General features: G+C 68.7%; 12 protein-coding genes and 1 tRNA gene. 9 read left to right on the plus strand and 4 right to left on the minus strand.

Features of this window, described 5'->3' with window-relative positions; genetic code table 11:
* The first annotated feature begins 27 nt into the window (after nucleotides 1-27).
* Genes DAERI_RS15595 through rfbB form a run of 6 tightly spaced genes read left to right on the plus strand, consistent with a single transcriptional unit; the run spans nucleotide 28 to nucleotide 5,307 of the window.
* On the plus strand, nucleotides 28-612 hold the full coding sequence (locus DAERI_RS15595; protein ID WP_235610423.1) for a CatB-related O-acetyltransferase: 585 nt from the start codon (nucleotides 28-30) through the stop codon (nucleotides 610-612).
* Nucleotides 605-1,945, plus strand: a complete 1,341-nt coding sequence (locus DAERI_RS15600) for an O-antigen ligase family protein (protein WP_165794242.1) — start codon at nucleotides 605-607, stop codon at nucleotides 1,943-1,945. Before DAERI_RS15595 ends, DAERI_RS15600 begins: the two co-directional genes overlap by 8 nt.
* Before the next feature lie 34 nt (nucleotides 1,946-1,979).
* Nucleotides 1,980-2,690, plus strand: a complete 711-nt coding sequence (locus DAERI_RS15605) for a glycosyltransferase (protein ID WP_235610424.1) — start codon at nucleotides 1,980-1,982, stop codon at nucleotides 2,688-2,690.
* A gap of 2 nt (nucleotides 2,691-2,692) precedes the next feature.
* Nucleotides 2,693-3,676 (plus strand): glycosyltransferase family 2 protein, encoded by a 984-nt coding sequence (locus DAERI_RS15610; RefSeq protein WP_165794243.1) that lies wholly within the window; start codon nucleotides 2,693-2,695, stop codon nucleotides 3,674-3,676.
* Entirely contained in the window at nucleotides 3,669-4,202 is a 534-nt protein-coding gene (locus DAERI_RS15615; RefSeq protein ID WP_103130372.1) for a hypothetical protein, read from the plus strand. The genes DAERI_RS15610 and DAERI_RS15615 overlap by 8 nt, the downstream gene beginning before the upstream one ends.
* Nucleotides 4,203-4,233: 31 nt before the next feature.
* The gene (rfbB, locus tag DAERI_RS15620) at nucleotides 4,234-5,307 is read left to right on the plus strand and encodes a dTDP-glucose 4,6-dehydratase (protein ID WP_103130373.1); all 1,074 of its coding nucleotides are present in this window, start codon (nucleotides 4,234-4,236) and stop codon (nucleotides 5,305-5,307) included.
* 16 nt (nucleotides 5,308-5,323) lie between these two features.
* On the opposite strand, the gene DAERI_RS15625 is transcribed toward rfbB, so the two are convergent.
* Entirely contained in the window at nucleotides 5,324-6,469 is a 1,146-nt protein-coding gene (locus tag DAERI_RS15625) for an O-antigen ligase family protein (protein WP_103130498.1), read from the minus strand.
* Nucleotides 6,470-6,540: 71 nt separating this feature from the next.
* A tRNA-Glu gene (locus DAERI_RS15630) sits at nucleotides 6,541-6,615 on the minus strand.
* 289 nt (nucleotides 6,616-6,904) lie between these two features.
* Between DAERI_RS15630 and gmd the strand changes: the two genes are divergently transcribed.
* The 3 genes from gmd to DAERI_RS15645 all read left to right on the plus strand — a co-directional run bounded on the left by gmd (nucleotide 6,905) and on the right by DAERI_RS15645 (nucleotide 10,480).
* Nucleotides 6,905-7,966, plus strand: a complete 1,062-nt coding sequence (gmd, locus tag DAERI_RS15635; RefSeq protein ID WP_103130374.1) for a GDP-mannose 4,6-dehydratase — start codon at nucleotides 6,905-6,907, stop codon at nucleotides 7,964-7,966.
* A 7-nt stretch (nucleotides 7,967-7,973) separates the two neighbouring features.
* A complete protein-coding gene (locus tag DAERI_RS15640) occupies nucleotides 7,974-8,927 on the plus strand; it encodes a GDP-L-fucose synthase family protein (protein WP_103130375.1) in 954 nt (317 codons plus the stop codon).
* A 125-nt stretch (nucleotides 8,928-9,052) separates the two neighbouring features.
* Nucleotides 9,053-10,480 carry a phosphoglucomutase/phosphomannomutase family protein gene (locus tag DAERI_RS15645; protein WP_103130376.1) on the plus strand — a complete coding sequence of 476 codons (1,428 nt, stop codon included), beginning with the start codon at nucleotides 9,053-9,055 and terminating at the stop codon, nucleotides 10,478-10,480.
* A 75-nt stretch (nucleotides 10,481-10,555) separates the two neighbouring features.
* Here DAERI_RS15645 and lpdA read toward each other — a convergent pair whose 3' ends face one another.
* Complete coding sequence (gene lpdA / locus DAERI_RS15650; RefSeq protein WP_103130377.1) at nucleotides 10,556-11,962, minus strand: dihydrolipoyl dehydrogenase; 1,407 nt, start codon at nucleotides 11,960-11,962, stop codon at nucleotides 10,556-10,558.
* A gap of 66 nt (nucleotides 11,963-12,028) precedes the next feature.
* Nucleotides 12,029-12,982, minus strand: coding sequence for a pseudouridine-5'-phosphate glycosidase (locus tag DAERI_RS15655; protein WP_103130378.1), 954 nt, complete (start codon nucleotides 12,980-12,982; stop codon nucleotides 12,029-12,031).
* Nucleotides 12,983-13,000 lie beyond the last annotated feature (18 nt).

Here is a 13,000-nt window from a genome sequence, read left to right on the forward strand (position 1 = left end):
GTCTCCGCAAGGTCAAAACATATCTCCGTGGACTTCAGGAGCAGGGTCATCGACTCGGAGCTGGAGGGCCATAACAAGATCTACGGCAATGCCTTGATCAGGAACTCCACCCTAGGCAGGGGAACCTATGTCGCCTTCGGCACCCACATCAACGAGAGCAGGGTCGGGCGTTTTTGCAGCATAGGGCAGCATTGCCGGGTCGGCGGACTGGGCCGGCATCCCACGGACCTCTTCACCGCGCATCCGGCGTTCTACTCCACGGCGGGCCAGGCGGGGTTCTCCTTCGTCCAGGACGATCTGTACGACGAGTATGTGCCCACCGTGCTGGGGAACAACTGCTGGCTCGGGTACGGGGTCGTGATCCTGGACGGCGTGACGGTGGGGGACAACGTGATTGTCGCGGCCGGATCAGTCGTCACGAAGGATGTGCCGTCCAACTGCATCGTGGGGGGCGTCCCCGCCCGCCTCATTCGCGACAGGGAATCGGCAGTCGGCCCGGAGGGTTGGTGGAACCTGCCCTTCCCGGAACTGGAACGGCTCGTGCGGCAGTCGGCCGACCGGGATTTCCAGCGGTACACGCAGCAGTTCACGCGGGCTGTCGAGAATGAGTAGGGCGAGCCGCCTGCCGTACGTCCTGCTGCTCCTGACCGTGGGCGTGACCTCCACGCCCCTCATCCCCATCAGCAGCAGCGCGCGTCCCCTGACCTTGCTCCTGGCCCTGCCGGTCCTGTTGCTCCACATCCTCAACCGTCGGGGGTTCGGCCGCGGGGCCCTCAACGTGTTCGTGGGGTTGCTGGCTTTCTACCTGGTCTTTCTCCAGCTCTTCGTCCTCGTCAACCCGAATCCCCAGATCAACTTTATCTTCAAGGGGCAGTCCTACTTTCAGGACATCTTCTCGGCCCTGCTGACGGTCGTTGTTTTCCTGCTGCACTATTTCGCCTTCAGGGCTGCTTTCGTCTACCTGGGGGCCGCGCGGGCGACGGCGTGGGTGATCTACGGGGTCGCCGTCTCCGCCCTCGTGGGCGTTCTGCAATGGATACTGAATCAGGCTGGTCTGGCGGAACTGTCGCACCGCGTCACCTCGGTCTTCTCGGTGTCCGCTATCGTCTGGCGGGACCGTGTGCGCGGGCTGGCCTTTGAACCCTCCTGGCTGGCCAGCCAGATCACGGTCTTCCTTATTCCGCTCCTGGCCTACCGCTACCTCGTGGTGATGAAGCCGGTGACCGTCTTTGCTCTCGGTGGGCGCCGGGTAGGGGTGGGGGCCGTTCTCGCTGGGATCGGTGTGCTGGCGCTGGCGATGACCTTCTCGCGCGGAGGGCTGGCCGCCCTGCTCGGAACGGCGATGATGGTCCTGCTCTACCTCACGAAGAACGTCAACCGGGTCAGGAATATCGTCCGGGCGACCCTGATCGCCATGGCGGTCGTCGTGACCGCCTACGGGGTGTCCAACAATGCGTATGTGGCGAGCGCCCTGGGAGGACTCCAGCAGGCGGGCGACGTGCAGACGGCCTTCGCCACCGCCAATGCGGGCCCCCGCTTCGCGGCGTGGGAGGCGGCGGCCGACACCTTTAGCCAGCATCCCTACTTCGGCGTGGGGCTCGGCCTGCAACATCGCTACTTCGCCGCCTCGCCCCCCAGGTGGGCCGTGAGTCTTCCCGAGGTGCAGGCGTGGTTAAATCCGGCCGTTCCTGACCGCGGGAATCCCAAGAACCTCCTGCTCAAGCTCCTCAGTGAATCGGGCCTGGTGGGGGCCATTCTCTTCGCCGCTACCTTTATGGTTGCCCTGATCCAGGGAAGGAACTGGACCCTCGCCCTGTTCATGCTGCCGGGGTTGCTGGTCGATTTCTTCTCACTGGATTCGCTGGCCCTGATCACGTGTCCGCTGGCGCTCGTTCTATTCTCCGAGGTGAGTTATGCGCGTAAGCGTCGTTACAATCAACTATAATACGGGCGGTGGGTTCAAGAGAACCTGTGATTCCGTGCTGTCCCAGGATTACCCCCACTTGGAGTGGGTGGTGGTGGATGGGCTCTCGGGAGACCAGAGCGCGCTCGATATCGAGACCAACTCCCCAGCCATCCACCGGCTGATTCGGGAGAAGGATGACGGCATTGCCGACGCCTTCAACAAGGGCATCGCCGCCGCCAGTGGTGAGGCCATGATCTTTATAAATGCGGGGGATTCATTCGAAAGTCACGACTCTCTCTCGACTCTGGTGCGCCTGTGGAACAGGGACCGGCACGGCTGGTTCGCGGGCAGCGCCCGGTTCATGACCGAGGCGGGACAGGAGATGTACGTCCGTGATGTGGGCGGCCTGTCCCCGTTAAGGCTGGTGGACCGGGGCTGCCGGGTCGTTCACTCCAGTGTCCTGATCGATTCGGCCCTGATTCGCAGCTTTGGCGGCTACGACGTGAGCTACCGCAGCGCGATGGATTTCGACCTCTGGGTGAGGCTGATCAGCCGTGGGTTCCTGCCCCAGCAGTCCAGCCTGATCGCCTCCCGGTTCTACCTGGGCGGCACCTCCAGCAGCTATTCCGGCTTCGAGGAAGAGTTGAGGTCGCTGCGTGAGAACGGGTTGCTCGGCGCCCGGGCCCGCCTGTGGATGACCGCGCGCAAGCGGGCCGTTTCAAGGCTGGGGAAGATCAAGAGATACAGGCTCGCCTACGAGATCAAAGAGCGGTTCATCAAATGAGGGTGTCGGTCGTTATTCCCTGCCGCAACGAACAGGACAACATCGGGCTGGTGCTCCAGTCCCTGCTGGAACAGACCCCGCCTGGAGTCTTTCAGGAAGTCGTGATCGCCGATGGGCAGTCGGCGGATGCCACGCTGGAGCGCATAGAAGCGTTCCGGGTGGCCTTCGCCCACCGGAACATACGGCTGAGGGTCGTGGACAACCCCGGCCGTTCCACGCCCTCCGGGCTGAACAGGGCCGTCGGGGCGGCGGCGGGGGACTTCATCATCCGAATCGACGCCCACTGCAAACTCGGCCCCACCTATGTGGACGAACTCGTGCGGGGGTACCTGGCCGGGGGCGCCGACGTGGTGGGTCCGACCGTGCGGTATTTCGGCACGACGGAGCTGGCCCGGCACATCGTGGCGGTGCTGCATCATCCCCTGGGCAACGGGGGAACCGCCTCGCGCAATAGCCTGAAGCGGGCCGTGCAGGTCAAGCACACAGTCATGTCCTGTTACCGCCGGGAGGTGTGGGAGGCGCTGGGCGGGTACGACGAGCGGCTGCTGTCGAACGAGGACTTCGACTTCGACTACCGGGCCAGCGAACGTGGGTTTCGGGTCGTCTCGCTGCCCGCACCGGTGTATTGGGCGAAGGCCAGACCCACCCTGGGGGCCTTCTGGCAGCAGCGGTTCCGGTACGGCTACTGGAAGTACCGGGTCGTCGAGAAACATCCGCGCTCGCTGCACCTGCGGCAGCTCGTGCCGGTGGTCTTCGGGGCCGCCTGTGTCGTGGGGCTGGTCTTTCCCCCGCTGCTGGTGGTGAACGCCCTGGTGCTGTCGCTGCTGGGCCTGTTGGTCTGGCGAGGAGACCGCTCGCTCGCGCTGCCCACGGTCATCGCCGTGCTCGCCGCCAACTACCTGGGGTGGGCGTTCGGCTTCCTGTGGTCGCTGACCCGCCATCTCGCCAGCCGCCCCAGCCGCCCCGCGCCCGGCACCCGTGGGTAGCAAGGCCGTTCAGGCCCTCGGCCTGCGCGTCGAGCGGTGGGACCTGACGCGGGAGGGGGGGGGCAGCGGGGGAAAGGCGAATCTGCCGTACACCTTTGACGGCAATATCCACGCCTACGTCGTCCGGGCAGAGCCCCCCCTGCGCGTGACGTGGGCGCCCAGCTCGCGGGTCTACGACCTCTACCTCCGGGAGTTCGCCCTCCAGCCCACCACGGTGCGGCTGGCGGTGGACGGGAAGCTCCTCTTCACCCACCGGCTGGCGGCGGGGGAGACCCGCTACCTGAGGGGGAGTGACCTGCCGGGCCTGCCCTGGACCTTCAACCGGCTGGAGATCGGGGCGCAGTGCCCGGACGCTGGCCGTCCCTGCCTCCTGGTTCCCGAACTCAGCGTGAACGTGGACCCATCCCGGCCGCCCGCTCCCCCCGCCGAGGCCGCCGCGGCGGCGCTCTGCCTGCTGCTCCTGCTGCTGCTCACGCGGCTGTTGCCCTGGGGGAACGGCAGGTTCTCTGCGGCCCAGCGCGGGTGAGGCCGCGCGCCGGGCCGGGTTACCCTGAAGGGTGCCCGCGCTCCCCTCCCCCCGCCGCCTCCTCGTGACCGGGGGCTGCGGCTTTATCGGCAGCAACTTCGTGCGCTTCTGGCTCCACCGGCATCCCGAGAGCCGCGTCGTGGTGTACGACCGGCTGACCTACGCGGGCCGGAGGGAGAACCTGACGGGGCTGTGGGGCCACCCGGGGCTGAGCCTGGTCGTGGGGGACATCGCGGACCAGGCCGCCGTGCGCGGCGCCTGTCAGGAGAACGGCACCGACCTGATCGTGAATTTCGCCGCCGAGTCCCATGTGGACCGGAGCATCCTGGGACCCCTCGCCTTCACCGACACGAACGTGCGGGGCACGCAGGTGCTGCTGGAGGTCGCCCGCGAGCTGGGGCTGCGGCTGCACCACGTCAGCACGGACGAGGTCTACGGCGACATCCCGGAGGGCCGCCGGAGTGAGGAGACGAGCCCGCTCTCCCCCCGCAGCCCCTACGCGGCGAGCAAGGCGGCGGCGGATCACCTCGTGGGGGCGTACCACGTCACCTACGGCCTGCCCGTCACCATCACGCGCGGCGCCAACACCGTGGGGCCGTACCAGCACCCCGAGAAGGCCCTGCCCCTCTTCTCCACCAACGCGCTTCTCGGCGAGCCGCTGCCCCTGTACGGGGATGGCCTCCAGAGGCGCGACTATACCCATGTGGGGGACCACTGCCGGGGCATCGAAACGGTGCTGCTGCGCGGAGAGAGCGGGCAGGTGTACAACGTCGGCACCGGCGAGGAGATCACCAACAGGGAGATGGCCCGCATCGTGCTGGAGACGCTGGGCGGGAATCAGGGCCTCGTGAGGCATGTGGCCGACCGCCCCGGACACGACCGCCGGTACGCCATGAACGTGGACAAGCTGCGGGCGCTGGGCTGGGAACCGGGGTGCGGCCCCCGGGAGGCGGTGGCCCGGGCGGCCCGCTGGTACGCGGCCAACCGCTGGTGGTGGGAGCCGATTCGCGGCGGCGAGTTCCGCAGCTATTACCGGCGGCAGTACGCCCACCGTCTGACGGGGGACGCGGGGGTTCCCAGCCCCGACGTGTCCGGGGGAGAGTGAGCCTGCCCCTGGGCCGTCACCGCCGGGGGGCGACGAGGGCCAGACCCACCGCTGCCCACCACAGCTCCGCAAAGTGTGGGCTGGGGGGCGCCGTCACCACGTCCACCACATTCATGGCGGTGAAGCCGAACAGCAGGCTGATGATCAAGGGGTCGCGCGCGAGCGCCGCCCGCCACAGCGCGCAGCCCATCACGGCGGTCAGGCCCAGCAGGCCGAGGACGCCACTTTCCAGCAGCCAGTGGAGCCAGACGTTGTGGGCGATGAGCCACACGCTCGACCAGCGGCTGAGCGCCTCGGGGCAGGCGATGGCGTTGCGGCTGAGGGTGGGCGTGAGCTGGCAGCCCTCCTTCAGGAGGGAGGGGAGGTAGGGCCCCCCCTGGTAGGGGCCGACGCCGCCGAGCGGGCTGGTCCGCCACCCGGCCACGGCCTCGCGCCAGACCTGCTCGCGCCCACTCGTCTGCTCGTTCAGCAGGCGCTCGACGGGCCGCAGGGGGAGGTTGAGCGTCGTGGTGAGGCTCGCCAGCGCCAGGACCAGGCCGCCCGGCAGCAGGACCCACCCGCGCCGCTGCTGGCCCCCGAGGGCGAGGGCCGCCAGCGTCCCCACCACCAGCGCCAGCAGCGGCCCCCGGCTCCCCGCCGCGAGAAAGGTGGCGAGGGCCAGGCCGCCTGCGGGAAGGCGCCACCCCGGGCGCCCGCCATGCCAGAACAGGATGATCCAGAGGGCGACGACCGCCACCAGCCCCAGCGACACGACGTAGTAGTACGGGTGTCCCAGCCGCTCCTGCACCCCCTGGGGGCCCTGGGTGAGGAGGGTGTACCCCCAGGCGGTGGCGAAGATGACCAGTTGGCCCCAGAGCAGCGGCCGCAGGTTCCGGCTGTCCCGCAGGTAGACGCCGGCCCCGACCATGGCGAGGATGAGCAGGGTTCGGGCCGCCGCCAACCCCAGCGAGAGCAGCGGCTGCGGCGTGAAGAGGGCCGCGACCAGCTGGGTGGCCGCGAAGAAGAGCAGCACGCGGCGGGCGGCGGGCGGCAGGGTCCGCACCCGGGTTAGGCAGGCCAGGGCGGCCAGGTACAGGGGGGGAAAGACCGGGACGAGCGCGAGGAGCCCCCTGACCCACCCCGGGGGCGTGAAGGTGGGCGGGTCAGCCTGGGCCCGTGACACGGGCGCCACTATAGCGGCCCCACCCGGGCGGCACCCCAAGCAAAAACCCCCGCCGAGGCGGAGGCTTCCTGTGGTGACCCCAACGGGATTCGAACCCGTATCGCTACCTTGAAAGGGTAGTGTCCTAACCGTTAGACGATGGGGCCACACCACTTCAGCCGTGCTTTCGCTCGCTGCCTTTCAAGGGGCGCCCTGTTCGGGCACGCACGGAAGAATAGCCCAGGGTCGGGGAACCGTCAACTGCACGCGCTGGGCGGGGAAGCGGGGTCTGCGGGCGGGGGACGGCGTGCCCCCGAATGGGGTTTGACGAACCTGTAGCGTCCCTGCCCCTACGATAATGGGACGGGTGGGGGGCACCGCCGCGCGGGTGGAGTCCATCCCGCCGCCGCCCCCCGCGCCAGCCCCTCGCCTTTTCCCACAAGGAGCCCAGACACGATGACCCACACCTCCCCACGCAAGGCGCTGCTGACCGGAATCACCGGCCAGGACGGTTCATACCTCACGGAGCTGCTGCTCGCCAAGGGCTACGAGGTCCACGGCATCATCCGCCGCGCGAGTTCCTTCAACACCGAGCGGATCGACCACCTGTACAAGGACAGCCACGAGGAAGACGCCCGGATGTTCCTGCACTACGGGGACCTGGCGGACAGCTCCAACCTGCGCGTCCTGATCGAGCGCATCCGGCCCGACGAGGTCTACAACCTGGGGGCGCAGTCCCACGTCAAGGTGAGCTACGACCAGGCCGAGTACACCGCCGACGTGACGGGCCTCGGGACGCTCCGGCTGCTGGAGGCGATCCGCGACTACCGCGAGCGCACCGGGCACGAGGTCCGCTACTACCAGGCGAGCAGCAGTGAAATGTTCGGCGCCGCCAAGCCGCCCCAGGGCCTGCACACGCCCTTCCACCCGCGCAGCCCCTACGCCGTGGCGAAGGTGTACGCCTTCTGGCAGACGGTGAACCACCGCGAGGCCTACGACCTGTACGCCTGCAACGGGATTCTCTTCAACCACGAGAGCCCCAGGCGCGGGGAAACTTTTGTGACCCGCAAGATCACCCGGGCGGTGGGGCGCATCAAGGTCGGGCTCCAGAAGAAGCTGTACCTGGGCAACCTGGAGGCGAGGCGCGACTGGGGCCACGCCCGCGACTACGTCGAGGCGATGTGGCTGATGCTCCAGCAGGACACGCCCCGGGACTACTGCATCGCTACCGGGGAGGCGTACAGCGTGCGCGAGTTCGCCGAGCGGGCCTTCGGGCGGGTGGGGCTGGACTACCGCGACTACGTGGAGATCGACCCCCGCTACTTCCGCCCCGCCGAGGTCGACTACCTGCTGGGCGACGCCGAGGAGACCCGCCGCGTGCTGGGCTGGACGCCGCGTACCAGCTTCGACCAGCTGGTCGAGGAGATGGTCGAGCATGACCTGGAGCTGGCCCGGCAGGAGAAGACCCTGATCAACGCGGGCCACCAGATCGCGCTGCGCGGCATCGGGAACCAGTAGGGGAAGCGTGGACAAGCACTCGAAAATCTACGTTGCCGGGCACCGGGGCATGGTGGGGAGCGCGGTGGTGCGCCGCCTCCAGACCGAGGGGTACCGCAATATCGTCACCCGGACGAGCCGGGAACTCGACCTGCGGAACCAGGCGGCGGTGAACGACTTCTTCGCCGAGGAGCGGCCCGAGATCGTGGTCCTCGCCGCAGCCAAGGTGGGCGGGATTCTCGCCAACAGCACCTACCCGGCGCAGTTCCTGTACGACAACCTGATCATCGCGGCGAACGTGATTCACGCGGCGCACGAGAACGGCGTGACCAAGCTCCTCAACCTGGGGTCGAGCTGCATCTACCCGCGGATGGCGCCGCAGCCGCTGCAAGAAACCGCGCTGCTGACCGGACCGTTGGAGGAGACGAACCGGGCCTACGCGGTCGCCAAGATCGCGGCCATCGAGCTGTGCGACCACTACCGCACCCAGTACGGGGACGACTTCATCAGCGCGATGCCGACCAACCTCTACGGGCCGGGGGACAACTTCGACCTTCAGGGCTCGCATGTCCTGCCCGCCCTGATGCGGAAGATGGTCGAGGCCAAGGAGAGGCGGGCCCCGCAGGTGGAGGTCTGGGGCAGCGGCAGGCCCATGCGTGAGTTCCTGTACGCGGACGACCTCGCCGACGCCTGCCTCTTCCTGCTGCGGCATGTGTCGGTGCCCGGTCCCATCAATGTGGGCACGGGCCAGGACCTCAGCATCCGGGAACTGGCCGAACTCATCCGCGACGTGGTGGGGTACGAGGGCGAACTCGTCTTCGACCCCAGCAAGCCCGACGGCACGCCGCGCAAGCTGCTTGACGTGTCCCGGCTCGCCGCGCTGGGCTGGACCGCTCGAACGGGCCTGCGCGAGGGCATCGAGAAGACGCTGGCCTGGTACCTGCAGGCGCGCCGGGAAGCGTCCGCGGAACTCAGGAGCTGACGGGGCTGGACGGGTGGCCGGACGGAAGGCGCGGGTCCGGCCGCTCCTCTTGCGGCAGTCCCCCGGCGCGTCAACAGAACGTCAGACCCGCCCTGCTACAGTCCGGGAACGGAGTGAGTTGACCTATGCCCATCAAATTCGGAACGGACGGCTGGCGGGACATCATCGCCGAGGACTTCACCTACGCGAACGTCCGGGAGGTCGCGCGGGCCCACGCGCAGGCGTTGCGGGCGGGCGGGGGGCAGTCCGTGGTCGTGGGCTACGATACCCGCTTCCAGGGGGCGGGCTTCGCGCGGGTGGTCGCGGAGGTCATGGCGGGGGAGGGCCTGCGGGTCCTGCTCGCCCGGGAGTACCTGCCCACCCCGGCCCTGTCCTTCGCGGTGGTGCACCACGCGGCGGCGGGCGGCGTGATGATCACCGCCTCGCACAACCCGCCCCAGTACAGCGGGTACAAGATCAAGGGGGCGTACGGGGGCAGCGCGACCCCGGCCATCGTCGCCGAGATTGAACGGGCGCTCCAACACCCGGAGGTGTATCGCGGTCCCGCCGGGAGCATCGGGCCGCTGGACATCCGGGGGGCGTACTACGCGCAACTGGACCGGCAACTCGACCTGGAGACGCTGCGGGGCTACCGGGGAACGGTCATCCACGACGCGATGGGCGGGGCGGGGTGCGGCTGGCTGACGGGCTACGCGCGGCACGCGGGGCTGAACCTCGACCTGCGCGAGCTGCACGGGCGGCCCGATCCCCTCTTCCACGGGGTCAACCCCGAGCCGATTCCGCAGAGCCTGGGCGAACTGATGGGCCTGCTGGCGAACGAGACGGGAACGGCTCTGGGTGTGGTGACCGACGGGGACGCCGACCGGGTGGGGGCAGTCACGGCGGGCGGTCGGTTCTTCAACAGCCACCAGATTTTCGCGGTGCTGCTGCGGCATCTCCACGGGCGCGGGGTGCGCGGGCGGGTGGTCAAAACCGTGTCGGGCAGCCGGGTGATCGAGCTGCTCGCGGAGCGGCTGGGGCTCAGCCTGCTGGAGACGCCGGTGGGCTTTAAGTACATCACCGACGCTTTTTTAGAAGGGCAGGCGGACGAGGCTCTGGCCGTCCTGATGGCGGGTGAGGAGTCGGGCGGGCTGGCCTCGCGCGGGCACATTCCTGAGCGGGACGGCCTCTTGAACAGCCTGCTGATGGTTGAGGCGATGGCGGCGAGCGGGAAGAGCCTGGACGAGCTGTTCGCCGCCATCGAGGCGGAGGTGGACTTCCGGCACCACTATGACCGGGGCGACCTGCACCTGGGCGCGGGGTTCGACAAGAACGCGCTGCTGAGGGAGGCGCAGGGCTACCGGGAGATTGCGGGCCATGTGGTGGAGGGCGTGAAGACCATCGACGGTGTCAAGCTGCTGCTCTCGGGCGGCGCCTCCGCTATGTTCCGCGCCTCGGGAACGGAGCCGGTCGTGCGGGTCTACGTCGAGGCGCAGACGCCGGAGGCCGTGCGGGCCATCCTCGACGAGGCGACGCGGCGGGTCCTCGCGCTCGATGTGGGGCAGCCGGTCTAAGGGGCAAGAGGGGAGGGGCGGGACAGCTTCGGCCTCCCGCCCCTCTCTTCCTGATGGCTGAACGCTGACCGCTTCCTACATATGCAGCGCCCGCTTGTCCGCTGCCAGCGCCGCTTCCTTCACCACTTCGCTCAGGGTGGGGTGGGCGTGGACGGTGCGGGCGAGGTCCTCCGCGCTGCCGCCGAACTCCATCAGGGTGACCGCCTCGCCGATGAGTTCAGAGACGTTGGGGCCGACCATGTGGACGCCGATGATCTTGTCGCTGTCGGCATCCGCGACGACTTTGACGAAACCGCGCGGGTCGCCGTGGCCCAGCGCGCGCCCGTTGGCGCTGAAGGGGAACTGCCCGGCCTTGACCTTGAGGCCCTTCTCCCGCGCCTGCTTTTCCGTCAGGCCCGCCCAGGCGATCTCGGGGGAGGTGTAGATCACCCAGGGGATCACGTCGTAGTTGACGTGCCCGGCCTGCCCGGCGATCAGCTCGGCGACCGCCACGCCCTCCTCCTCGGCCTTGTGGGCGAGCATGGCACCGCCGACCACGTCACCGATGGCGTAGACGCCGGGGAGGTTGGTGCGGTAGTGCCCGTCCACCTTCACGAAGCCGCGCTCGTCGAGTTCCAGGCCGACCGCCTCGGCCCCCAGCCCCTTCGTGTTCGGCACGCGCCCGATGGAGACGATCAGCTTGTCGAACTGCGCGGTGACCTGATTGCCCTTCTCCTCGTAGGTGACGGTGACGCCGGAGTCAGTCTGCTGCACTTCCGTGATCTTCACGCCGAAGTGGAACTCCAGGCCCTGCTTCTGGAACTGCTTGAGGGCCTCCTTGCTCACGGCCTCGTCGGCGGCCATCAGGAAGCCGGGGAGGGCCTCCAGGATGGTGACCTGCGCGCCCAGGCGGCGCCACACGCTGCCCAGCTCCACGCCGATCACGCCCGCGCCGATGATGCCGAGCCGACCGGGCACCTGCTCGAAGGCGAGGGCACCGCTGTTCTCGACGATGTGCTCGCCGAAGGGGGCGCCGGCCAGCTCGCGCGGGTTGCTGCCGGTCGCCACGATCACGTTCCCCGCGTGAATTTCGGTCCCGGCGGCGTCCACGATCCAGCCGCCCTCCTCCTGCCGGACGAGGCGCCCCAGGCCGTGAATGCTCGTCACCTTGTTCTTGCGGAAGAGGAAGGCGACGCCGCCCGTGAGCTTGTCCACCACGCTTTCCTTGCGGCCCAGCATCTTCGTCAGGTCCACGCGGGCGCCGTCCACCTGGATGCCGTGTTCCTGCGCCTCGTGGCTAATCATCTCGAAGCGCTCGCTGGAGTCGAGCAGCGCCTTGCTGGGAATGCAGCCCACGTTGAGGCAGGTGCCGCCCAGCGAGGCCTTGCCGTTCCGCTCGAAGGCGTCCACGCAGGCGGTCTTGAAGCCGAGTTGCGCGGCGCGAATGGCGGCCACGTACCCCGCCGGGCCGCCCCCAATCACCACTACGTCGTAGGAGTCCATAACCGTTCCCGAGCCTACCACCCCCTTCTCATGCGGATTGCGGTGCGTTCCCGGTGGAGGGACAGGTCAGGCCCAGCCCTGAAGCGCGGCGTACTCCGCCGCGACCCGCGCCGCCACCGCCGCGTTGTGCCGCACAAGGGCTATGTTCGCCGTCAGGCTGCGGCCCCCCGTGATCTCCACGATGCGGCCCAGCAGGTAAGGGGTCGTCTCCTTGCCCGTGAGGCCCAATGCCGCCATATCGGCCAGCGCCTGCTCGATGTGCGGGGTGATCTCGGCGGCGGGAATCTCGGCCTCGACCGGAATGGGGTTGGCGAGGAGGACGCCGCCTGTCAGGCCGAGCGTCCATTTGGCATGGAGCACGCGGGCGGCCTCGGCGGGCGTCGCCACGGTGAGGGGGGAGGTAAATCCGCTCTGGCGCGAGTAGAAGGCCGGGAACTCGGTGCTCCCCAGCGTGATGGCGGGCACACCCTGCGTCTCCAGCACCTCCAGCGTCAGGCCGATGTCGAGGATGCTCTTGACCCCCGCGCTCACCACGCACACGTCCGTCCGGGCGAGTTCGGTCAGGTCCGCGCTGATGTCCATCGTCTCATTCGCGCCCCGGTGAACGCCGCCCGTCCCGCCCGTGGCAAAGACCCGGATGCCCGCAAGAGAGGCGATCCGCATGGTGGAAGCCACGGTGGTCGCCCCATGTCCGCCGAGCGCGACGGTCACGGGCAGGTCGCGGGTGCTGATCTTCTGCACGTTCTTGTCGGTCGCCAGCAACTCCAGCTCGTTCGGCGTCAGGCCGACCTTCAGCCGCCCGCCGAGGACGGCGATGGTGGCGGGGGTCACCCCGTTCTCGCGCACGACGGCCTCCACGCCGCGCGCCATCTCCACATTCTGCGGGTACGGCATCCCGTGGCTGATGATGGTGCTTTCCAGCGCCACGACGGGGGCGCCGCGTTCGAGCGCCGCGCCGACCTCGGGGTGAAGGTCCATGAGGGCGAGGACTTCGGGTCGGATGGGGGCGGGGGTGGGCATGGGGGCTCCTTCGTGTGG

The sequence above is a fragment of the Deinococcus aerius genome, assembly GCF_002897375.1.
Lineage (GTDB): Bacteria > Deinococcota > Deinococci > Deinococcales > Deinococcaceae > Deinococcus > Deinococcus aerius.

Bases quoted from the DNA above. Each gene is read 5' to 3' on its own strand.
- DAERI_RS15600 (WP_165794242.1), top strand. From the start codon at position 605: ATGAGTAGGGCGAGCCGCCTGCCGTACGTCCTGCTGCTCCTGACCGTG.
- lpdA (WP_103130377.1), bottom strand. From the start codon at position 11,962: ATGGACTCCTACGACGTAGTGGTGATTGGGGGCGGCCCGGCGGGGTAC.
- gmd (WP_103130374.1), top strand. From the start codon at position 6,905: ATGACCCACACCTCCCCACGCAAGGCGCTGCTGACCGGAATCACCGGC.
- DAERI_RS15655 (WP_103130378.1), bottom strand. From the start codon at position 12,982: ATGCCCACCCCCGCCCCCATCCGACCCGAAGTCCTCGCCCTCATGGAC.
- DAERI_RS15645 (WP_103130376.1), top strand. From the start codon at position 9,053: ATGCCCATCAAATTCGGAACGGACGGCTGGCGGGACATCATCGCCGAG.